This window comes from Bradyrhizobium sp. SZCCHNR1017 (assembly GCF_032381375.1).
Classification (GTDB): Bacteria; Pseudomonadota; Alphaproteobacteria; order Rhizobiales; family Xanthobacteraceae; genus Bradyrhizobium.
This window is the reverse complement of sequence record NZ_JAUHIR010000012.1, coordinates 1-20,852: the sequence shown is the minus strand read 5'-3', so window position 1 is coordinate 20,852 and position 20,852 is coordinate 1. Positions and strand designations below refer to the sequence as shown.

Below are 20,852 nucleotides of genomic sequence, written 5' to 3'. Positions count from 1 at the left end.
CACGTTGTCGGGGGGAGCTTTATCAGATATACAATCAATGGTTGTCTTTTGGGCAGCCACTATTGTGAAGATTTTTCATCTCATTTTGTAAGGAGACAATCATGGCAGTCATTGAGCAGACCTCGGCCACCAGCACCAATCCGCAGACCGTCTCGGCGTCCTACCAATGGTCGCTCACGTCCTACGAGGAGCAGGGCAATCTGTGGCTCAAGTGGAGCACGAACTCGCCGTTCCGCGCGCAGCAGGGGCAGATCTCCGTCTACAGCGGCAGCAGCTTCCCCTCCGATCCTCAGAAGGACCGCAAGGCCTGGTCGTGGGACAACGAGCACGGCGGCGGCTCGGGATGGGACACGGGCTTGCGCTACGGCTCCGACTGGCACTGCGCCTGGATCGCCGAGAAGAGCCCGAACGGGCCCTACGCCTACGTGGTCAAGCTCATCACCAAGGTCGCCTGAGCTGACGCGCGCAACCGTTAAAGGTGGGAGTCGCGAGCCCACGTGAGTGGCCGCGCTGAGACCTGTGCCTCAGCGCGGCTGCTTCTTCAGGTGCAGATAGCTGGGATCGAACTCGCCGATCGCGCATAGCCGCGTCCAGTCGTGCACCGTCAGCAGGCCGCTGCGGAAATCGACAGCGCGGCTGGCGCGCAGCTCGACCAGCGTGCGGTTGACCGTCGCGATCGCGATGCCCAGCGCCTCGCCGAGCTGCACCAGGCTGACCGGCAACTGCAACTGATCGTGCCGGACGTGGCCGAGCGCGCGGGCGCGATAGAACAGCTCGCAGAACATGTGCGCCATGCGCGCCGGCTTGCTCCGCGCGCCGTTGTTGGTGATGGCCTCGCGGAAGATCGACGCATCGATCAGCGTCTCGCGCCAGATCGCAAAGCCGAGCGTCGGCCGCCGGCTGATCGCGCGGGTCAGCTCCTTGTGCGCAACGCTCGCCACCACCGCCGGCCCGATCGCGCAGACGGCGTGATCCATGCAGTCGAGGAAGATCGACTGGGCGTCGGGCCAGTCACCGGGCATGTGAAAGGAGAGATACTGCCGCTGCCCGCCGGACAGCAGGTGATAGCGCGCCACCCATCCGGACAGCACGACGACGGAACGGTCCGGCTCGTCGCCCTGGCGGATGAGGTCCTCCTGATCGGCGAGCTCGCGCAAAGCGGAGCTGAAATTCCGGATCTCGGCGATGTCCTCGCCGGACAGTTTCGAATGCTCCCTGAGCTTGTTGGTGACGATCCGGTCCGCATCCATGAAAATCCTACCGTCCGGGCGGTGTTGCGTATCAAATGAGACGACGGAGCCGGCGTTACCGACTAAGGTCGCCGTCAGCAGATGCGGTCGAAGGTTGCCGGTCGCCGCATCGGGAGAACAGCCGTGCCCCACATCGCGTTCCTCAACCGGCTCCGCCGATTGTTCGGTGGCACGGGGCCGCATATCGAGACCATCGCAGCCGCCCTTGCCGACGGCCGCATCAAGCAGCCGGCTCATCCGATGTCGGATCAGGAGCTGTCGCGCGCCATCCGCGAGTTCCAGAGCCGGCCGGCGTCGGAGGAGGCCTTGAAGAAGCTCGCTGAGCGGCTGGAGGCCGCCAAGCCCGACGGCCCCTCGTGACGGCCCTCATGACGATTTGACGGGATCCGGCTCCAGCAGGAACAGCATCAGCCGCACCAGTTCGTCCTCGAGCTCGCGTGTGCCGACGAGGCGATGTTCGCGCATGACGGCAGCCCGGATCGGGCCCAGCGCAGCGCGGACCAGGATGAAGCGGCGCGCGGCCGGCATCGCTTCACTCCGCAATCCCACCGTCGCGATCAGCCGTTCGGTCATGCGGTCCACCATCTCGTGCAGCGCCTTCTGCAGCTCCGCGTCGTTGCCCAACAGGACGAGAAGATAGCGCCGCACACGGTGACGGCCGGCGAACGGGGCGAAGCCCTGGCGCACCGCCGCGCGCACGATCGCCTCGCGTCCAAGCCCGCGATGCGCCTCCAGCGCCTCCCCGAACTCCGCCTCCTGTCGAGCGAACTCGCGCAGCACCAGCGCACGCAACAGTGAGGTCTTGTCCCTGAAATAGCTATAGAGCGTGCCGATCGAGAAGCCCGCGCGCTCGGCGATGGCGTTCGTGCTCAGGCCCTTGCCGCCGCCGCTCTGCAGAAGTTGAGCGGTTGCCTCGAAGATCACGTCGAGGGTCTGCCGCGTACGCTTCTGCACCGGGGTTTTTCGAAGCATTTCAGGAGCTTGCTGCACGGTCTGGACCTCGGCTGGCGGACGGGCGAAATCGAGTAGGCGTTGCTGCCGGCTCGGGTTAGATCAGAGCCCGCATGCGGGCGGCCGGACACTGAGTGGATGTGCTCCGGACCGAGCCTGCTTGCGCCGGGCTGAACCTCATTTGAACGAAGGACTGATTGCCATGCTGCGCGTCGCATTCCCGTTTGTCACATTCATCGCCGTCTCCCAATGTCTTCTGTCGCAGGCCGCGCTGGCCGGCAACCGCGCCGCCGCCGACAGCTGTGCCGCCAAGCTGTCGCCCGTGGCGAAGCAGATCTACGACGTCGCAGCGCCGGCCATCGGCCCGGATAGCGTCGTCAAGGACGTCATGGTGGAGCGTGTCAGGCCGCTGGTGATGGCCGGCAAGTTCGATCGCGACACCGCCCGCGCCAACGCCACGCCGGCCGGCGAATGCCTGGTGCTGCTCAAGTAGGTCGCGCCGCGCCCCGAAAGGTTTGGAGGCTGCGACAGGTCATCACGCCGCAGCCTCCCGGCGCGGCGGTGTTCGGGGCAACCCGGCTTGGCAAGTTCAGCCGACTCGCGCATCACTCGCTGATGCTGGACCTTCTCTCCCGTCACTGGGTGGCCGGTGCCGTGTTCATGGCCGCAGCGCTGCTGGCGCTGGTACCGCTGCTGGCGGCCGACTGGCCGCTCGCGCTGCTGCTGATCTTCCTGCATTCGCCGGGCTACATGATCCACCAGGTCGAGGAGCACACCGGCGACCGCTTCCGCAGCTTCGTCAACAACGTGATGTTCGGCGGCCGCGAGGCGCTGACCACGATCGACGTGCTCTGGGTCAATTGCGGCGCGGTCTGGGGCATCGACCTGATTGCGCTCTATGTCGCCTGGATCGCCGGCCCGGCCTGGGCCCTGGTCGCGCCCTATCTGATGCTCGTCAACTCGCTCGGCCATATCGGTCCGGCGCTGCGCTTCCGTGGCTACAATCCCGGCCTCGTCACCGGCATCGTGCTGTTCATTCCGCTCGGCCTCGTGACGGTCCTCACCATCCCGGCGACGGCTGCCCAGCACGCCCTCGGCTTCGGCCTGTCGCTGCTGCTGCACGTCATCATCGCGGCCAACGCCATCCGGCGCGCGTCGCATGTCCGCGCCGCAGCCTGAGCGCGCGGCCTCATTCGCCGGGAACGAGCTGGACAGCGCGTGCCGACTGCGTCTGACGCCGCAAGCGCCGCCGCGACAGATAGAGCAGCGTGCCCGTGACGGCGAACAGCGGCATCAGCGCGGCGGCGAGCATGAAGGCGAGCTGGCCGGGCCAGCCGAGAATGCTGCCGCGGTGGATATCCAGGATGCGGGCGAGCACGCGCTCGCCGGCGGTCTTGTCGGCGTAACGCTCGGCCGCGAGCAGCCGACCCGTCGCGCCGTCGATACGGAATTCGTCGCGCCGGCCGTCATGCGCCTCGCTCGGCCAGGCGCGCACGCGCACCGCCGCGCCGGCGCCCGCCGGCAAGGTGAGCTGCATCGCCGCGAAGCGATCCCCGATCTGCTCACGCAACGTGGCCCAGACCAGATCGAGCGCGACAGGCTTTGCTTCCGCAGACCCGGAGCGACCCTCGCGCGGAGCCTTGCCCGGCATCGGCGCTCCTGATGTCGCCGGCGCGAGCAGCCAGGTCAGGCCGTCCTTGTACCAGGCGTAGGAATAGGACAGCCCGGTCAGCGCGATCACCAGATAGACCGGCAGCACCCATGTGCCGATCACGCTGTGCAGCGAGCGATGCAGGCCGCGGCCGCTCAGTCCGAGCTGCGGCTTCAGCCACAGTGCTGCGCTGCTCGCCCGACGCGGCCAGCGCAGCACGAGGCCCGTGATCAGCAGCACGACGAGTCCGAGCACCGCGGCGCCGGTGATCTGGCGGCCGGCGCCGTTGCCGTCGCCCGGCAGCAGCAGCCAGCGATGCAGCCTCCGCACGGTGGCGAAGAACGCCTCGCCGCTGGGCGTGCCGAGCACGCGGCCGTCATAGGGATCGACCAGCAGCGAGGAGGGCCGGCCGCCATCCTCATTGCGCGCGAAGCGGACGCGCACGGCCGCCAGGGGATCGCGCGACAGCGTGATCGCCGAGACCTTGCCGAGCGCCGGATCAGCCTGCAGCCGCGCCACCAGCTCGGCGGGCGAAAGCGGCGCTTCCGTACGCGGCGCGACGTGGGACAGTTTGGCGTTGAGACCGGCCTGGATCTCGTCCTCGAAACCCATGATCGCGCCGGTGATGCCCAAGAGGGAGAGGATCAGCGCGGCCGCAAGACCCAGGACAGAGTGGATCTGCAGCAGCGCGGGTTTGATGCTGAAGGACGTCACGCACGCTTCTCCTTGGCTCAGAACTTCACCGTCGCCGACAGCGACACCCGCCTCGCATCGCCGACCGCGACGGTCAGCGCGCTGTTGGCCGAGGGGTAGTAGACGTTGTCGAACAGGTTCTTGACGTTGAGCTGGTAGAGCACCGGCAGGTTATGGTGCTTGGTCTCGTAGCTCGCGAACACGTCGGCGACGACGTAGGACGGCAGCACGAAGCTGTTGGCGGCGTCGCCGGCGCGGTCGCCGACATAGCGCGCGCCGCCGCCGAGCCTGAGCTGGCCCGGCAGCGCCGTGCCGAAATCGTAGACGAGGTAGAGCGAGGCGGTGTTGAGCGCGACGTTCTGCAGGCGGTTGCCGCGATAGACCGGGTCGTCCGTGACCCTGGCATCGGTGTAGCCGTAGCTTCCGATCATGGTCCAGTGCTCGGCGATCTTGCCGCTGACGTCGACCTCGGCGCCGCGCGAGCGCACCTTGCCGGCGGTGGTGTATTCGACGACGTTGCTGGCATTGGTCTGCGACACCAGCACGTTCTGCTTGTCGATGTCGTAGACCGCGACGGTACCGGACAGCCTCTTGTCGAGATCGAACTTGAAGCCGGTCTCCCACGCCGTGCCTTGCTCCGGTGCGATGTTGGAGCCGAGCACCACGCCGCCCGTGAGCGGCGCGATGGTCGAGTTCGGTTTCAGGCTCTTGGTGTAGCTGGCGTAGAGCGACACCTGCTCGTTGAGCTTGAGGATGGCGCCGCCGAGCGGCAGCACGGTGTCGGCGGCGACGTTGGTATTGGCCTTGAACGGCCGGCCGCGGCCGGCGATCTGCTCGTAGTCCATGTAGCGCACGCCGCCGACGAAGGAGAGCTTGTCGGTGAGATGCAGCGTGTCCTGCACGAACAGCGAATACTGGCCGAGCTTGTCGGTCTGGTCGCTGTCGCTGGCCGAGACCAGCGTGCCGGGTTGGATCAGCCCGTAGACCGGGTTGTAGACATTGAACACGCTCGTGACCTTGTCGCGGATCAGGTCCTGGCGATAGATCGTGCGATATTGCGCGTCGCCGCCGAACAGCACCTCGTTGCGCAGGCCGCCGAGCCAGAAGGCGCCCTGGATGTAGGACGTGCCGTAGCTGACCCGGCTGAGCGAGCCCCAGGTGCCGTCGTTGCTGCGGGTCTCCTTGCCCTTCGCATCGATCGCGGTGATGCGCAGCTGGTTGGCGCTGGAGCTCTCGGTGTTGTAGCTGTAGGCCGCGGTGAGCTTCCAATCGTCGTTGAGCTTCTGCTCGACCGAGGCCTGGACCAGGTCGGACTGCCCCCATGTGTTGTTGAAGGGCTCGTCGAGCCGCCGCGTCGCGGGGATCGCGAGCGGTGCGCCATTTATGAAGGCGGTGCCGCGATCGAACGGGGTGATGAACTCGCGATGCTCGTAGTTGAGCTGGACCGTGGTCGTGTCGCCGTACCAGGCGAGCGACGGCGCCACCAGCATCTCGCGATGGCGGCCGAAATTGCGCCAGTAATCCTCGCTGACGCCGTAGCCGATGAAGCGATAGGCGAGGCCGCCGTCGCCGATCGGGCCGGTGACGTCGATCGTGCCGTCGGCGCCGGTCCGGTTGTTGGCATAGGCCGAGCCGAGGAGCGTCACCGAGCCGTGCTGATAAAGCTCGGGGCGCTTGCTGATGGTGTTGACGATGCCGCCGGGATCCATGATGCCGTAGAGCAGCGAGGCCGGGCCCTTCAGCACCTCGACGCTCTCCACGGCCGCATTGAGGCTGCGGCTCTGCACCAGCGGCAGGCCGTTGCGCATGATCGAGCCGTCGCGGTTGTCGCCGAAGCCGCGACGCATCACCGCGTCCTGCGTGCCGGCGAGCGTGTTGGCCTGGGTGACGCCGCTGATATTGGCGAGCGCGTCGTCGATGTTGCGCGGCAACTGGTCCCTGATCACCTGTTCGGGCACGACGTTGACGGATTGCGCGGTGTCGAGCGGCGAGGCGCCGCTGCGCAGCGTGGTCGCGCTCGGCATGGCGCGGTAGTTGAGCTTGGCGGCGTCGAGGACTACGGCCTCGGCCGCGGCGCGTTCCGCGCGTGTCGGCATCGGCGGCGGCGGCATCGCGCGTCGTGACGGTAGCGCGCGCGCCTGGCGCTGCGGCGCGCTGGCGGCGCTCGCAGGCTTGCGCTTCGGCGCCGGCACGTCGACCGTCACCGGCGGCAGCGTCGCCTGCGCAAACACGGGAGAGGGGGACCAGAGGAGGTCTGCGGTCAGAGCACTCACGAGCGCAATCGCGCCACGCATGCCGGTACGAGCGCGCGCATCGCGCCGGCCTTCACACTTCGTCATCGTCTACTGCACTTCCACGTCGCACCGTTCGAGGGAACGGTCAGCTCGATGCGACGTCTAGCAACGCAGTGCAGCGAAAGACACAACACGCCGGATTGAATTGCTCTAAGCCATGCGGTGTTGAATTGTTCTAATTGGTTCGGAGATGCGCAGGTCGCGGCGTCTTTGCGGCATTGCGCATTTGATGATCACGATCGACGCGGAGTGATCCATGATCGTGCACGATATGATGCGCGATAAGCGCTGCACCCAAGCTGCGGACGGAGCGCTGCTGGTCTCGTTTTCCGGGACTGCGTGCCGAGGACTCTCAACGCTTGGGACCGGTCGTTGATGCGGGCGCGCCCCCGAGCCTATTGTGCGGCGGCGAGTTCCAGCTCGGCCGGCTTGCCTGGTCCGATCAGCGGAATGTCCAGCGTGATGCGCGTGCCCTGCTGCGGCTGGCTGTCGAGCTCGATGCGGCCGCCGAGTGTGGATGCCACGAGGTTGAAGGCGATGTGCAGGCCGAGGCCGGCATTGCCCTTCTCGCGGCGCGTGGTGAAGAACGGGTCGAACACCCGCCCGCGAACCTGGTCGCGCATGCCGACGCCCTGATCGGCGCAGACGATGCGCACCGAATCGTCGCCGGGCTGTGCGACCTCCACGGTGAAGACGCCGCTGATGTCGCCGGGATAGGCATGCGTCGCCGCATTGAAGGCGAGGATGCTGATGACCTGTCCGAGTGCACCGGGATAGCTGGTGAGCACGATGCCCTCCGGGCAAGAGAGCACGACCGTCAGGCCCTGGCGCATCAACAGCGGGCGGAGCTTGGTGACGTGATCGGTCATCCAGCTCTGCAGCTCGAAGGTCTGCAGCGCCTCGTTGGCCTGGTCGACGGCGACCTGCTTGAAGCTGTGTACCATCTCGGAGGCGCGGTGCAGGCTCTGCGTCGTCAAATGCAGGCCCTGCTGCAGCCGAGCGACGCCCCTCGCCAGATCCGAGCGCCGCACCGGGCCGCCGCCAAGCATGCGCGCGATCGCCTCGACGTCGTCTTCCATCGCCGTCGACGTGGTCAGCGCCAGCCCGAGCGGCGTGCTGACCTCGTGGCCGACACCGGCGACGAGCTGGCCGAGCGAGGCCAGCTTCTCCGCCTGCACCAGATGGGCCTGCGTGGCATGCAGATCGCGCAGCGAGGCCTCGGAGCGCTCCTTCTCCCGCTGCAGCGCCTCCGCGGTGCGGAACTGCTTGCGCGCCTGGTACTCGCGCGCGCCGACGGCATAGAGCGAGAGCAGGCAGGCATTGCCGACCAGCGAATGATCGATGAAGCGCAGGCCGGGCGGCAGCGGCTCGGTCGCAAGACTCTCGGCCACCGCCAGCGCGCTCCAGCTCGTTGCACAGAAGATCGCGTAGGAGCCGGTGCGCAACGGCAGCATGGTGGAGACGAACAGGATGACGATGATCATGCCGGCCGCGGAGTAAGTGAAGCCCGACGGCAGCACCCAGTAGATCGTCGGCAGCACGCAACCGGGGATCACGCAATAGACCAGGTGAATCGGCTCGGCCCATCGGCGCGCCGGCGTCGACAGCAAAGCCGTCAGCGGCAGCAGCACCAGCGCGGCGGTCCCGCCGCGGATCGCGAACGTGGTCGGCACGATCTCGGGATAGAGCACCCAGTCCCACAGCGTGTAGCCGGCAAAGGTGAGGGCGCCGAGCAGCATCGCGATCTGCGTCCAGCCGGTGCTGCCGCGGACGTAATGGTCGACGAAACGCCGCTCCTCGACGGTATCCTCGAAACGGAGACCCAGACGCTCCAGCAATCCCAACATTATGCCACCGCAATCGAAAAACGATCCCCCGCCGCGGAGTGAGAGCCTCGGCGGGAGGGCAGACATACACGAGATGATCTGTTTGAGAAAACGACGGGAGATCGCATCCGCCGCCCGCGGCACGCAGAGCGCTATGAGAACTGTTCCAATTCTCGCCGTGCGGCATGTCTCCGCCCAGCCGAACGGAGCCGATCAGTGCTGCAGCATTTGCGCTCGACTTTCGTCAGGCTGCGCAGAGCCGCCGAGGACTCATGGCGCCGCATGACCCTCGACCACTACGTCCTTGCCGTAGCGGCCCTTCGTTCGGAACATCACCTTGTCGCCGTCGAAGCTGAGCCGCCAATTGCGCTCCTCGCCCTGGCCAATGAACTGGGCGTCGATCACGAAGGTCGTGGCGTCGATCCAGCTGCCCTTCATGGCCCGGTAGGTGAAGGGCTGCCAGGGATGGGGCGGCGCGGTCTTGCGATAGAGGCCATCGAGGCCGATCGGGCTCTGCAGATGCACCGTGCCTCCGGCGCGGTCCCGCGAGGGGATGTCCCAGGTGACCTGCGGTTCCGGTCCCGTGAGGTCCAGCTTGATCGTGTTGATGCCGAGCGGGCCGGGCGGGAAGCTGTAGGTCTTGCCCGAGATGGAAGCCGCCATCTCCGGCACGGCTCCGACCGGGCCTCGGGTTTCCGTCGCGACCTCGCGGACATCAGCGGCGAGCGCGGCTGCCGCTTCCGGCGCCGCAGGCAGGGCGCTGTCAGACGTCACAGTCGCCGAAATGGTGTTGGCGAGCTTGCGGAATGGACAGAACTCGCGCGCGGTCATCACCGCCACGATGTCGCGGTCGGGCAGTACCATGATGACCTGGCAGTGGTAGCCGACCGCCATGAACACGTGTTTGTCCGGCAGGGCCCAGAACTGATCGGCGTAGGAGAGCCCCGGATCGAACTTCGCATTCATGCTGACGGTGGCGTGGTTGACGGCTTCGATCCAGTCCGGCGGCAGCAATTGCTGCTCGCCCCAGCGGCCGCGCCGCAGATAGAGGTAGCCGATCTTCGCCATGTCGCGCGGCTTCAGCGCCAGCCCGAAACCGCCGGCGGAAATTCCCTGGGCATCCTTGAACCAGGCGTGCTCGGTGATCCCGAGCGGCCCAAACAGCCTCTCCTTGGCGAAGTCCTCCGCGCTCTTGCCGGTGAGCTTCGTGACGATCGCGGAGAGCAGATGCGAGTTGCCGCTGTTGTAGTAGAACGTCTCGCCGGGCGCTTGCGCCATCGGCCTGTCGAGGATGTACTGCACCCAATCCGGACTCCGGCCCATCTCGTAGAGGGATGTCTCGGCGCCGCCGCTATAACCCTCGTCCCAGTCGAACCCGGAGGTCATGTTGAGCAGGTGCTGCACCGTGAGCGCCTGCTTGCGCGCGTCGACATTGTCGATCTTGCGATCCTTGAAGAAGTCGAGCACCGGATGATCGAGACTGTCGAGCACGCCGTCCTTGAGCAGCATCGCAATCAGCGTCGAGACCACGGCTTTGGTCGCGGAATTGATGATGTGCGGCTCGTCGGCGTTGTACGGTGCATAGGACGCATCGAGCACGACCCGGCCGTGGCGCGCGATCAGCAGGCTGTCGAACCTCATCGCCTTACCGGAAGCGACGAGTTTTGCGAGGGCCGCCGAATCCATCCCTTCGTCCTCAGGCGTGGCGGTCGCCCAGTCGGATTGAGGAAAGCGGGCGAGGCTCAAGTCCTCGGCGAAGGCTGCGCTGGAGAAGAGCCGGGCCACCAGCAGCGCCGAGAACAACCAAAGTCCGGTCTTGAGACGCGCCATGTCGAATGTCTCCGATGAGCGACTTTCAGGTTATGGTATCAGAGGACCGCAATCCATCAAAGATTGTGTGATAGCCGGCGCGCACGTCGAAGAGCCGGCCCATTGCTCGGGCGTAGATTGAGATGAGGATTGAAGTGACCATGCAGGCCGGCATACTTCGACGTTTTCATGACGTTTTTCTTGGTGTTGCATTTGCCGTCGCGGCTCTGCTCACGGTCCTGGCGCGACCTGCTTCGGCCGAAGGCGAACGCGTGATCGCGGTGCCCGAGCTGCATGCGATGACGCCTGAGGCGGAAGATGATGCCGCCCTTCTGACGAGCGCGCTACGCGCGCGATTCCACGCAATGCCGTCGCTCCGGGTCGTCGAAGAGCCTGTCCCGATGGCAAGCCCAGGTCATCCGGATATTCTGCTGCCGCAATTCGAGAAATCGCGAGATCTGCACTTTGATCTCGTGCTGGTCGGCAATGCCGCGCTCCTCAGCGATGGCCGTCACAAAGTCTCGCTTCGGATTTGGAACGTCGAGAAGCAAACTCAACTCCTCGGGCAACAATACGTGTTTCGCGCATACCCCGGCCACGAGCAGGAGATTGCCAATGTAATCGGCGATGCGCTGGTCTCAGCCCTGTCGCAATAGGACTGGTGCTCATTCCGCCCAATACGCCCGCAGCACGGCCGCGATGCTCTGCGGCCGCTCGACGATGCTCCAGTGGCCGGCGTCCGGCTCGACATGAAGCCGCGCGCCGTGCGCTTGCGCGAACCGGCTGAGCGTGTCGAGCGGCACGAACGGATCCTGTGTGCCCGAGATCACCAGTCCACGCCGCGGCAGCTGTTCGAGCCGCGCGATCCAGTCGCCCTTGAAGCACAGACCGTCGGCGGAGCGATACAGCGCGAGGATCGCCCGGCGCATCGGAGCCTGCCATGCCGTGGCTTCGCGCGCCGCCAGCTCCGATGGCAATCCGCTCTGCCGGAACATCCGTGCCATGGCAGCTTGCGACGACACCGCCATGAATATCTCGCCGAGCACGGGCGTATTCCAGATCCGCGCGATGCGATGTCCCCGATAGTCCGGATCGAGTGCGCCGCCAGCGACCGCCCAGGAGCGCACCAGCCCCGGCCGCAGCGATGCCGCGCGCAGCACCAGCAGCGCGCCCCAATCATGCCCGACCAGGTCGAGCGGCCCGACCGCCGCATGCTGCGCTTCCAGCAGCGCGACCAGCCAGTCGGCGTAGGCGTCCTTGGTGCAGGCGAAGCCCGGAGGTGCATCGCCGTCGAAGCCGGGCAGGGCAGGCACTGCCACGGTCTCGCCGAGCGCCGCGATCAGCGGGCCCCAGATTGCGGGCGTGTCCGGCACGCCGTGGACGAAGATGCGGTTTGTCATGAGGTCATGGTACCACACGCTCGATCTTCGTATTCGACGAAATTTCCTCTTTCCTTTTTTCAGAAAACGTGCTTCTCTACGTCATCCCGCCTCATCGAAGAGGGGCGTACGCGTCGTCACGATACGTGGAGTGCGGGGAGCGATGGCCGTGAGGCGCCGGTGGACGACCGGCGTTTTGCGGACGGCGAAGTCGTGTGGTCCTGGCCTCCCGATGCTGAGGTCAAGTTCGTGCCGTTGCGCGAAGCAGCGGTGCGGATGATGGGGGCAAGAAAGCCCGGTCCCCAGGGAGAGCGCGAAGTAAGCCGTAAAGCCGTTGCGCAGGGAAGGCCGGGATGTCCTGGCCGATCCTGTGGTTCCTGCCCCGTGCATTTTCTATCGCACGGGGGCCGCGGGTGTCGGCAGACGCCCGGTCTTCCCTGCACCCTCTGATGGAAGAGGGTACGATGCGGGTGAACAACTCGGGCACGGATGTGTCGCGGGAGCGTGAAATGCGTGCTGGTGCAGATGCCGACAACCACACCCTCACCGTCATCCCGGACAAGCGCGCGGTCACGCGTGCGCCGATCCGGGATCCATAACCCCAGGGAGATCTGCGAGGCAGGATGGCCGCTCCAGCTCGCCCAGCCAAATCCGCCGCGGCGTACGGATCCCGGGTCGGCGTTCACCAACGCTGGCGCGTTGGCGGCCTTGCCCGGGATGACACTGTTCATAGGGAGAGATTTATAGGGAGAGCGGCGCGGGACTGCCCGAATACGTCACCTCTCCTGACCATTATTCGGCGTTGCGAGACCCTCCCATTCCCAGTAAAAGCGCTGTCGAGGGCACCTCGGCAACAAACCGTCAACGGTTTTGCCGCACAGTTTTCGTGTTCTCGCAAAGGGTTTGGCAATGCTGATTCGCAGCGCAGAGATCGAGGCCATCGCCGGGGCAGACGCCCGGACGATCGCGCTCGCCGCGCTGCAGCCCGCCGACCTGATCGGCGCGATCGAGCTTCTGCTTCTTAGCTGCCCCTGAGGGCCGGCTGGGCGGGATGCGCCTGGGCACTCAGGGGGCTGCTTCGACACCGAAACACCCTTCAGCGCCTCTGGAAGCCACGCGCACCACCCGAAAAGTTCGAGGAAAGCAGATGTCCAATCCCGTTCAGTCCGACAAGGACCGCGTCGTCATTTTCGACACCACTTTGCGCGATGGCGAGCAGTGCCCCGGCGCCACCATGACGTTCGAGGAGAAGCTCAACATCGCCGCCATGCTGGACGGCATGGGCGTCGACATCATCGAGGCCGGCTTCCCGATCGCCTCCGACGGTGACTTCGAGGCCGTCAACGAGATCGCCAAGCGCACCCAGAACGCGGTGGTCTGCGGCCTGTCGCGCGCCGGCGCCAAGGACATCGACCGTTGCGCCGAGGCGATCCGCCCGGCCAGGCGCGGCCGCATCCACACCTTCCTGTCCACCTCGCCGGTGCACATGAAGTACAAGCTGCAGATGGACCCGCAGCAGGTCTACGAACTGGTGATCTCCTCGGTGACCCGCGCGCGCAACCACACCGACGACGTCGAATGGTCGTCCGAGGACGGCACCCGTACCGAGTTCGACTTCCTGTGCCGCTGCGTCGAGGCCGCGATCAGGGCCGGCGCGACCACCATCAACATTCCGGATACCGTCGGCTATGCCGTGCCGGAGGAGTATTACGACCTGTTCAAGCGCGTGCGCGAGAGCGTGCCGAACTCCGACAAGGCGGTATTCTCGGTCCATTGCCACAACGATTTGGGCATGGCGGTCGCCAACTCGATGGCCGGCGTGCGCGCCGGCGCCCGTCAGATCGAATGCACCATCAACGGCATCGGCGAGCGCGCCGGCAATGCGGCCCTGGAAGAGGTCGTGATGGCGATGCGCGTGCGCAACGACAAGCTGCCGTACTGGAACAAGATCGACACCACGCAGCTCACCCACGCCTCCAAGGTGGTCTCGGCCGCGACCTCGTTCCCGGTGCAGTACAACAAGGCCATCGTCGGCCGCAATGCGTTCGCGCATGAGAGCGGCATCCATCAGGACGGCATGCTGAAGAACGCGCAGACCTATGAGATCATGCTGCCGGAGACGGTCGGCGTGAAGCAGACCTCGCTGGTGATGGGCAAGCATTCCGGCCGCCACGCCTTCATCCACAAGCTGGAGGAGATGGGCCACAAGCTGGCGGGCAACCAGGTCGAGGACGCCTTCGTCCGCTTCAAGGCTTTGGCCGACCGCAAGAAGCACATCTATGACGAGGACATCGAGGCGCTGATCGACGAGGGCATGGTGAGCGCCCATGACCGCATCAAGCTGCTGTCGCTGTCGGTGATTGCCGGCACCCGCGGCCCGCAGCGCGCCACCATGAAGCTCGACGTCGACGGCGTGACCAAGATCGAGGAGAGCGAGGGCAACGGGCCGGTCGATGCCGTCTTCAACTGCATCAAGTCGCTGGTGCCGCACGAGGCCAAGCTGGAATTGTACCAGGTCCATGCCGTGACCGAGGGCACCGATGCGCAGGCCGAGGTCTCGGTCCGGCTGTCGCAGGATGGCCGCTCGATGACCGCGCGCGCGGCTGATCCGGATACGCTGGTGGCGTCGGCCAAGGCCTATCTGGGGGCGCTCAACAAGCTGGTCATGAAGCGCCAGCGCGACGTGGCGCAGGGTGCGGGCGCCTCGGCCGCGGCAGCGAGCTGAGTTCACGATCGTCGGTTGGGGCCGAACCTTGCTTCGTCATTCCGGGGCGACGCGCAGCGTCGAACCCGGAATCCCGAGCTTGGCTTGCGCCCGCGCCAATAACCTTCGGATTTCGGGCTCAGCCGCTTGCGCGGCTGCCCCGGAATGACAGTCATCACCATTTTTGCGCTGCGGCATGGGAATCCCCGCCTCTGCGGCTAACGGTCAATGGCATTCCGGCCGGCGACCCGCTAACAATGTCCTTGGCATACAAAGCGGGGGCGTCATTGCAATGTCCCCCGAAACGTCGGGAGGACACCTTGCACTTCAAGTTTCGCCACGTGATCGCCACCGCCGCCTCGCTCGCGGTGCTCGCTCTGGCCGGCCCGGCCCTCGCCGCCGACAATCCGATCGTGATCAAGTTCAGCCACGTGGTGGCCTCGAACACCCCGAAGGGCCTCGCCGCCGACAAGTTCAAGGAGCTGGCCGAGAAATATACCGACGGCAAGGTCAAGGTCGAAGTCTATCCGAACTCGCAGCTCTACAAGGACAAGGAAGAGCTCGAGGCGCTGCAGCTCGGCGCGGTGCAGATGCTGGCGCCTTCGAACTCCAAGTTCGGCCCGATCGGCATCAAGGAATTCGAGGTGTTCGATCTGCCCTACATCCTGCCCGACCTCGCCACCCTGCGGAAGGTGACCGACGGCCCGCTCGGCACCAGGCTGCTGAAGCTGCTCGAGCCCAAGGGAATGATCGGACTCGCCTACTGGGACAACGGCTTCAAGCAGATGAGCGCCAACAAGAAGCTCGTCGATCCCGCCGACTACAAGGGTCTGAAGTTCCGCATCCAGTCCTCGAAGGTGCTGGACGCGCAATTCCGCACCCTCGGCGCCATCCCGCAGGTGATGGCCTTCTCCGAAGTCTACCAGGCGCTGCAGACCGGCGTCGTCGACGGCCAGGAGAACACGCCCTCGAACATCTATACCCAGAAGATGCACGAGGTGCAGAAGTACATCACGCTGACCAATCACGGCTACATCGGCTACGTCGTGGTCGTGAACAAGAAGTTCTGGGACGGCCTGCCGCCGGATATCCGCGCCGCCTGCGAGAAGGCGATGAAGGAAGCGACCGCCTACGGCAACAACCAGTCGGCAAAGGAGAACGACGACGCGCTCGAGGAGATCCGCAAGTCCGGCAAGACCGAGCTGGTCAAGCTGACGCCGGCCCAGGACGAGGCGATGCGCAAGGCGATGATGCCGGTGTACAAGGACGTCGCGGGGCGCGTCGGCCAGCCGCTGATCGACGAGTTCCTGAAGGAGACGCGCGGCTCGACCAACTGATGGCGTGAGACGAGCGGTGCGCGGACAATGGCCCGCGCACCGAGGGGGCGAAGCACTCGGCGCGCAAGAAGGCAGACGGCGCAGCCAAGCGCCGCGGACGTTTTGATTGTGGGGGAGGGGACTTGGGCTTTTTGTTGCGCATCCTCGATCGGCTCGAGGAGATCCTGATCGCATTCCTGATCGCGGCGGCGACCTCGATCATCTTCGTGGCCGTGCTGCACCGCTACCTGGTCGGCGTGCCCTTCCTCTATCCCATCCTGTTTCCGATCGACCTGTCCTGGGCGCAGGAGCTCTGCATCTACATGTTCGTGTGGATGGCCAAGTTCGGCGCCGCCTACGGCGTGCGCACGGGCATCCATGTCGGCGTCGACGTCGTCGTCAACATGATGCGGCCATCGCTGCGCAAGGTGACCATCCTGTTCGGCCTGCTGTGCGGAGCGCTGTTCACCTCCATCATCGGCACGATGGGCGCCAAGTTCGTCTACGGCCTGTCGCAGACCGACCAGGTGACGCCCGACATGGAGCTGCCAAGCTGGCTGGTCTATCTCTGCATCCCGCTCGGCTCCTATCTGATGTGCTTCCGCTTCCTGCAGGTCGCCTGGCACTATCTCCGCCACGACGAGCTGCCGCATCACGACCACGCCTATGTCGAAGGCGTCGACCCGACGGCGACGGAGGCGCTGCGATGAGCAGCCTCCTCATCTTCAGCCTGCTCATCTTCCTGATGCTGACGGGCATGCCGATCTCGATCGCGCTCGGCCTCACCGTGCTGTCGTTCGTGTTCTTCATGACGAACGTGCCGACCGAATCGGTCGCGCTGAAGCTGTTCACGGGCATCGACAATTTCGAGATCATGGCGATCCCGTTCTTCATCCTCGCCGGCAATTTCCTGACCCATGGCGGCGTCGCCCGAAGGATGATCAACTTCGCGACCTCGATGGTCGGGCACTGGTATGGCGGCCTCGGCCTTGCCGGCGTCGTGGCCTGTGCGCTGTTCGCCGCCGTCTCCGGCTCCTCGCCGGCGACCGTGATCGCGATCGGCTCGATCATGCTGCCGGCGATGGTCAAGCAGGGCTTTCCCAAGCGCTTTGGCGCCGGCGTCATCACGACGTCAGGCGCGCTCGGCATCCTGATCCCGCCCTCGATCGTGATGGTGGTCTATGCGGTCGCGACCGGCGGCAGCATCGCGCTCGATCCGGCCGGTCATCGCGTCTCCTCGGCCTCTGTCGGTCAGCTGTTCATCGCCGGGGTTATCCCCGGGCTGATGCTGGCGAGCCTGCTCGGCCTCACGACCTTCTACCGGGCCTGGAAGAACGACTATCCACGGATGCCGCGGGCGAGCTGGGCCGAGCGCTTCACGGCCTTCCGCAAATGCGTCTGGGGCCTGCTGCTGATCGTGATCGTGCTCGGCGGCATCTACACCGGCAAGTTCACGCCGACCGAGGCCGCGGCCGTCAGCGCCGTCTATGCCTTCGTCATCGCGGTGTTCGTCTATCGCGACATGTCGCTGAAGGACGTGCCGAAGGTGCTGCTCGGCTCGGCCAACATGAGCGCGATGATCCTCTACATCATCACCAATGCCGTGCTGTTCTCGTTCCTGATGGCCAATGAGAACATCCCGCAGCAGATCGCCAACTGGATGGCGGCGGCTGGCGTCAACTGGATCGTGTTCCTCTTGGTCGTCAACATCCTCCTGCTGCTCGCCGGCAACGTGATGGAGGCGACCTCGATCGTCTTGATCATGGCGCCGATCCTGTTCCCGGTCGCGGTCAAGCTCGGCATCCATCCGGTGCATCTGGGCATCCTGATGGTGGTCAACATGGAGGTCGGCATGTGCCACCCGCCCGTCGGGCTCAACCTCTACGTGGCCTCCGGCATCGCCAAGATGGGCATCACCGAACTGACCATCGCCGTCATGCCCTGGCTGCTGACGATGCTCGGCTTCCTCGCGCTCGTCACCTACGTGCCGGAAATCTCGCTGTGGTTGCCGCGCATGCTGGGGATGCTTTGAGGCGCGGCAACAAACTGAAACTGATTTGCAAAAACAGAAAGGTATTTGAAGCAATTACATCTTCGTAAGGTCGTACACTCTGTCCAAACTGTAAGTTGAAGGCGCGGAACGGCAGGCTCATGCTGATCCGAGTTTCCAAGGAGGTTGGCATGAGAAGGTTCACCATCGCCGCAGTCGCCGTGCTCGCCATCGCCGGCTCGACCGCGGTCTACGCCCAGCGCGGCTGGTTTCATGATCACATGCATCATGCGCGCATGAATCCGGAAGATCGCGCCGCCATGCTCGATGCGCGCATCGCTTCCGTCCATGCCGGCCTGAAGCTGACGGCGGAGCAGGAGAAATTGTGGCCGCCGGTCGAGAGCGCGGTGCGCGATCTCGTCAAGCTGCGGTTCGATCGTGCCAACGCGCGGATGAAGGCAGCCGACGAGGCGCAGGACAAGGATGTCGATCCGGTGGCGCGGCTGCGCGAGCGTGCCGACACCATGGCGGTCACGGCGGATGCGATGAAGAAGGTCGCCGACGCCGCCGACCCGCTCTACAAGACGCTCGACGATGGCCAGAAGCGCCGGCTGTCGATGCTGACCCGGCCGATGGGGCGCATGATGGGACCGGACGGTCTGCGCCATCACCGCTGGATGGAGCGCGGCGAGGGCGGCATGGAGGACGGTCCGCGCTTCGGCGAGCATCGCTTCGGCCCGGGACCGATGGGCCACATGGGCTGGTCCGAGGAGGAACGCGAGTCCGGGCGGCTTTGACAGCCGTTTGACGATCCTTCTGATTTCATTTGGGGAAAACCGCCGCCCGCCGGCGGTTTTTCTGCATCGAAAGTGCCGAAAAATGCTCAGGGATCGCTGGACATCCTGGAATCGCTTTGCTAAACGACCGGCTCTCGCGGAAGGCTTTCTCCGGATGCAAGATCCGGGCGCATAGCTCAGTTGGTAGAGCAGCTGACTCTTAATCAGCGGGTCCTAGGTTCGAGCCCTAGTGCGCCCACCAAGCCTTTCAGGGACTTAGCCAAAATAGGGCGCGGAACGGACTCATCGGTTTGACGACCGGTTTGAAAAATCTGTTCGCAGTCTGTGCTCCCTGTCGCCTATGCAGGTAGATGCTCAGATCTCGCGGCAATCAGAAGTTGCGTGCAGTTTGGTTTTGCACATTTGCCGTGAACGGGAGTCGAGCATCCCGGATCGGGCAAGATCCGCTGCTGGCTCTCCACGTCTAGCTGTACATGCCGCTCAACTTTTGGATGGCAGATTCCGCAAGGTCCAGGCGGCCGCCAAGGTAATGCGCGTCCAGGATCTCCTGTACCGTTTTCAGTGAATGGCCTGTGATGGCCGCGATTTCCGGGACGGAGCAGCCCGATAGTGCGAGGCGCGTCACGGCAGTACCGCGAAGGTCATGGAAATGCAGATCCTTCAGCGACGTCTTCTTGAAGGCTTTATCCCAGCTCGTTCTGAAGCCGTCTTCTGTCCATGGTCGGCCGAACGAGTTAACTAAGATGGTTACCGCGGAGCGTTCCTTCTTCAGGGCAGCGTCCAGCGCCGCCTTGAGGGGCGGTCCCACGGGGATGGTGACCCGGCGTCCGCCCTTGCGGCGATTTCCCTTGGACTGCCGCATCCGAATGTAGGACCCGTCATAGTCGTTCCAGGTCAGCCGAAGCAGGTCTCCTTGACGCTGACCCGTCCAGAGCGCCATCAGAAGCGCAGCTTGCAGCTCGACGGACGCGACACCGCAAAAGGTGCGGATGTCCTCGGCAGTCCAGATGATTTCCGATCGATCGGCCTCGTAAAGCCGACCCCCGCGTTCGCAAACGTTGACAGCAATCTTACCGCGATCCTTCGCAACAGACAGAACGCGACTGATCGTGACCCAAATGTAATCGGCCTTGCGTGGAGTCTCGGAAAAGGAGTCGCGAAACTCTTTGAAGTCACCCCGAGCGCGTCTGTCTTCCAAGGCAGCAATCGGCATTGAGCCGAATTTGGCTTCTATGAGTTTGAGATAGCTGTCGTAGGCGCGTTTGCTTTTCTCGCCGAGGCTTTTGTACTCGCTGGAATCCTTGAAGTAGTCGATCAGCAAACTGAATGTGGAGGAGCTCTTTTTCTTGTTGGATGCAACAGCCTCATTGTAGCGCTGCATGAATTCAGGCGTGCCTGGTTCTGCATCAATGCGCGGGCCACCCTTCCAGGCATACCAATAAGTCTTAGACGTTCCATCGGCGAGCTTTTTGATTGACCAATTAATCCCCTTCAGCCGCACTCGCATTTTGTGACGCCTTCCATTCATCGTACGGAGATAGCTGAGGCTCGATTCTAGTCTGGAAACCGGATAGGCGGTCAAGAGCTGCGTCGATGGCTTTTCTATCCCATTTGTGTGTCCCTGGGATCGGGCCGGGAATAATGCCGCGGCGAACCCAGTCACTGAAGGCCGAAGGCGATTTGCACCCTACGTACGAGGCTGCTTCCTCTTTCGTCATAACTCGAGGCTGAATCATGTGCAGTGCACCGCCACTCAGTTGAAAGAGTCGACCTGCACCGCGGCTGCTTTCGTGCAGCCCCTTTGGGGTCTAGCTCCGTGATCTGAGTATTTTCTGTCCGGCTGCTTATGGAAGAGATCTCAGACCTGCGAAGAACGTTCGGTGACGGTGGCGCATTATTGGATAGCCTCGGTAGTGATCATAGGCGCTAATCCTCTCGCGGAAAGGACGAGACCCCACTCAGTGCCGGCGCGGATTCGCGGGATCGAAATCGGCATTACGCCGTGTTCGATGCGGATGGCCGGTGACGTGAGTCACGATCGGCAGGCCGTTGTGGTCGTGTTCAAATAAACGCCACAGCGTGGAAGTCGTGGTGTTACCGAGCCGCTTGATCAGGTGACCTGCCCCTAAGAATTTCCTCCAGAACGATTTAGAGTCCGGCCTGACGAAGGACGGACAGATGAAGCGAAAGCG

General features: G+C 64.6%; 20 protein-coding genes, 1 tRNA gene and 1 pseudogene. 13 read left to right on the top strand and 9 right to left on the bottom strand.

Features of this window, described 5'->3' with window-relative positions:
• The first annotated feature begins 101 nt into the window (after positions 1-101).
• Positions 102-455, top strand: coding sequence for a hypothetical protein (locus QW863_RS25780; RefSeq protein WP_315713304.1), 354 nt, complete (start codon positions 102-104; stop codon positions 453-455).
• Between the two features lie 69 nt (positions 456-524).
• Here QW863_RS25780 and QW863_RS25775 read toward each other — a convergent pair whose 3' ends face one another.
• Entirely contained in the window at positions 525-1,250 is a 726-nt protein-coding gene (locus QW863_RS25775; protein WP_315769059.1) for a Crp/Fnr family transcriptional regulator, read from the bottom strand.
• A gap of 123 nt (positions 1,251-1,373) precedes the next feature.
• Here QW863_RS25775 and QW863_RS25770 point away from each other — a divergent pair, with 123 nt between their 5' ends.
• On the top strand, positions 1,374-1,610 hold the full coding sequence (locus QW863_RS25770) for a hypothetical protein (RefSeq protein WP_315769057.1): 237 nt from the start codon (positions 1,374-1,376) through the stop codon (positions 1,608-1,610).
• Positions 1,611-1,616: 6 nt separating this feature from the next.
• Here QW863_RS25770 and QW863_RS25765 read toward each other — a convergent pair whose 3' ends face one another.
• Positions 1,617-2,204, bottom strand: a complete 588-nt coding sequence (locus QW863_RS25765; RefSeq protein ID WP_315769055.1) for a TetR/AcrR family transcriptional regulator — start codon at positions 2,202-2,204, stop codon at positions 1,617-1,619.
• A 199-nt stretch (positions 2,205-2,403) separates the two neighbouring features.
• Here QW863_RS25765 and QW863_RS25760 point away from each other — a divergent pair, with 199 nt between their 5' ends.
• Entirely contained in the window at positions 2,404-2,694 is a 291-nt protein-coding gene (locus tag QW863_RS25760; RefSeq protein WP_315769053.1) for a hypothetical protein, read from the top strand.
• A 122-nt stretch (positions 2,695-2,816) separates the two neighbouring features.
• Positions 2,817-3,380, top strand: coding sequence for an HXXEE domain-containing protein (locus QW863_RS25755; RefSeq protein WP_315713647.1), 564 nt, complete (start codon positions 2,817-2,819; stop codon positions 3,378-3,380).
• Between the two features lie 10 nt (positions 3,381-3,390).
• Here QW863_RS25755 and QW863_RS25750 read toward each other — a convergent pair whose 3' ends face one another.
• The 4 genes from QW863_RS25750 to QW863_RS25735 all read right to left on the bottom strand — a co-directional run bounded on the left by QW863_RS25750 (position 3,391) and on the right by QW863_RS25735 (position 10,495).
• A complete protein-coding gene (locus QW863_RS25750; protein ID WP_315769051.1) occupies positions 3,391-4,566 on the bottom strand; it encodes a PepSY-associated TM helix domain-containing protein in 1,176 nt (391 codons plus the stop codon).
• Positions 4,567-4,583: 17 nt separating this feature from the next.
• Positions 4,584-6,884, bottom strand: a complete 2,301-nt coding sequence (locus tag QW863_RS25745) for a TonB-dependent siderophore receptor (protein WP_315769049.1) — start codon at positions 6,882-6,884, stop codon at positions 4,584-4,586.
• A 350-nt stretch (positions 6,885-7,234) separates the two neighbouring features.
• Positions 7,235-8,686, bottom strand: coding sequence for a HAMP domain-containing sensor histidine kinase (locus tag QW863_RS25740; protein WP_315769047.1), 1,452 nt, complete (start codon positions 8,684-8,686; stop codon positions 7,235-7,237).
• A gap of 249 nt (positions 8,687-8,935) precedes the next feature.
• The gene (locus QW863_RS25735) at positions 8,936-10,495 is read right to left on the bottom strand and encodes a serine hydrolase (RefSeq protein ID WP_315769045.1); all 1,560 of its coding nucleotides are present in this window, start codon (positions 10,493-10,495) and stop codon (positions 8,936-8,938) included.
• Positions 10,496-10,629: 134 nt separating this feature from the next.
• Between QW863_RS25735 and QW863_RS25730 the strand changes: the two genes are divergently transcribed.
• Positions 10,630-11,130, top strand: a complete 501-nt coding sequence (locus QW863_RS25730) for a hypothetical protein (RefSeq protein ID WP_409977971.1) — start codon at positions 10,630-10,632, stop codon at positions 11,128-11,130.
• 9 nt (positions 11,131-11,139) lie between these two features.
• On the opposite strand, the gene QW863_RS25725 is transcribed toward QW863_RS25730, so the two are convergent.
• Positions 11,140-11,874, bottom strand: coding sequence for an alpha/beta hydrolase (locus QW863_RS25725; RefSeq protein WP_315752769.1), 735 nt, complete (start codon positions 11,872-11,874; stop codon positions 11,140-11,142).
• Between the two features lie 332 nt (positions 11,875-12,206).
• On the opposite strand from QW863_RS25725, the gene QW863_RS25720 reads away from it, so the two are divergent.
• From QW863_RS25720 to QW863_RS25685, 8 genes are all read left to right on the top strand, one after another.
• Positions 12,207-12,452 carry a hypothetical protein gene (locus QW863_RS25720; protein WP_315752770.1) on the top strand — a complete coding sequence of 82 codons (246 nt, stop codon included), beginning with the start codon at positions 12,207-12,209 and terminating at the stop codon, positions 12,450-12,452.
• A 310-nt stretch (positions 12,453-12,762) separates the two neighbouring features.
• Complete coding sequence (locus QW863_RS25715) at positions 12,763-12,888, top strand: hypothetical protein (protein ID WP_284423887.1); 126 nt, start codon at positions 12,763-12,765, stop codon at positions 12,886-12,888.
• 112 nt (positions 12,889-13,000) lie between these two features.
• A complete protein-coding gene (locus tag QW863_RS25710) occupies positions 13,001-14,578 on the top strand; it encodes a 2-isopropylmalate synthase (RefSeq protein WP_315769043.1) in 1,578 nt (525 codons plus the stop codon).
• A 299-nt stretch (positions 14,579-14,877) separates the two neighbouring features.
• Positions 14,878-15,894, top strand: coding sequence for a TRAP transporter substrate-binding protein (locus QW863_RS25705; RefSeq protein ID WP_315713282.1), 1,017 nt, complete (start codon positions 14,878-14,880; stop codon positions 15,892-15,894).
• A 122-nt stretch (positions 15,895-16,016) separates the two neighbouring features.
• Positions 16,017-16,583, top strand: a complete 567-nt coding sequence (locus tag QW863_RS25700; protein ID WP_315752772.1) for a TRAP transporter small permease — start codon at positions 16,017-16,019, stop codon at positions 16,581-16,583.
• Positions 16,580-17,905, top strand: coding sequence for a TRAP transporter large permease subunit (locus tag QW863_RS25695; protein ID WP_315769041.1), 1,326 nt, complete (start codon positions 16,580-16,582; stop codon positions 17,903-17,905). The genes QW863_RS25700 and QW863_RS25695 overlap by 4 nt, the downstream gene beginning before the upstream one ends.
• A gap of 149 nt (positions 17,906-18,054) precedes the next feature.
• Positions 18,055-18,660 (top strand): Spy/CpxP family protein refolding chaperone, encoded by a 606-nt coding sequence (locus tag QW863_RS25690; protein WP_315769039.1) that lies wholly within the window; start codon positions 18,055-18,057, stop codon positions 18,658-18,660.
• 165 nt (positions 18,661-18,825) lie between these two features.
• Positions 18,826-18,901: transfer RNA gene (locus QW863_RS25685), tRNA-Lys, on the top strand.
• A 222-nt stretch (positions 18,902-19,123) separates the two neighbouring features.
• Here the strand turns inward: QW863_RS25685 and QW863_RS25680 are convergent.
• Positions 19,124-20,167, bottom strand: coding sequence for a tyrosine-type recombinase/integrase (locus tag QW863_RS25680; protein ID WP_315769037.1), 1,044 nt, complete (start codon positions 20,165-20,167; stop codon positions 19,124-19,126).
• Between the two features lie 451 nt (positions 20,168-20,618).
• Positions 20,619-20,852: pseudogene (locus QW863_RS25675) on the bottom strand (hypothetical protein); the annotation flags it as partial.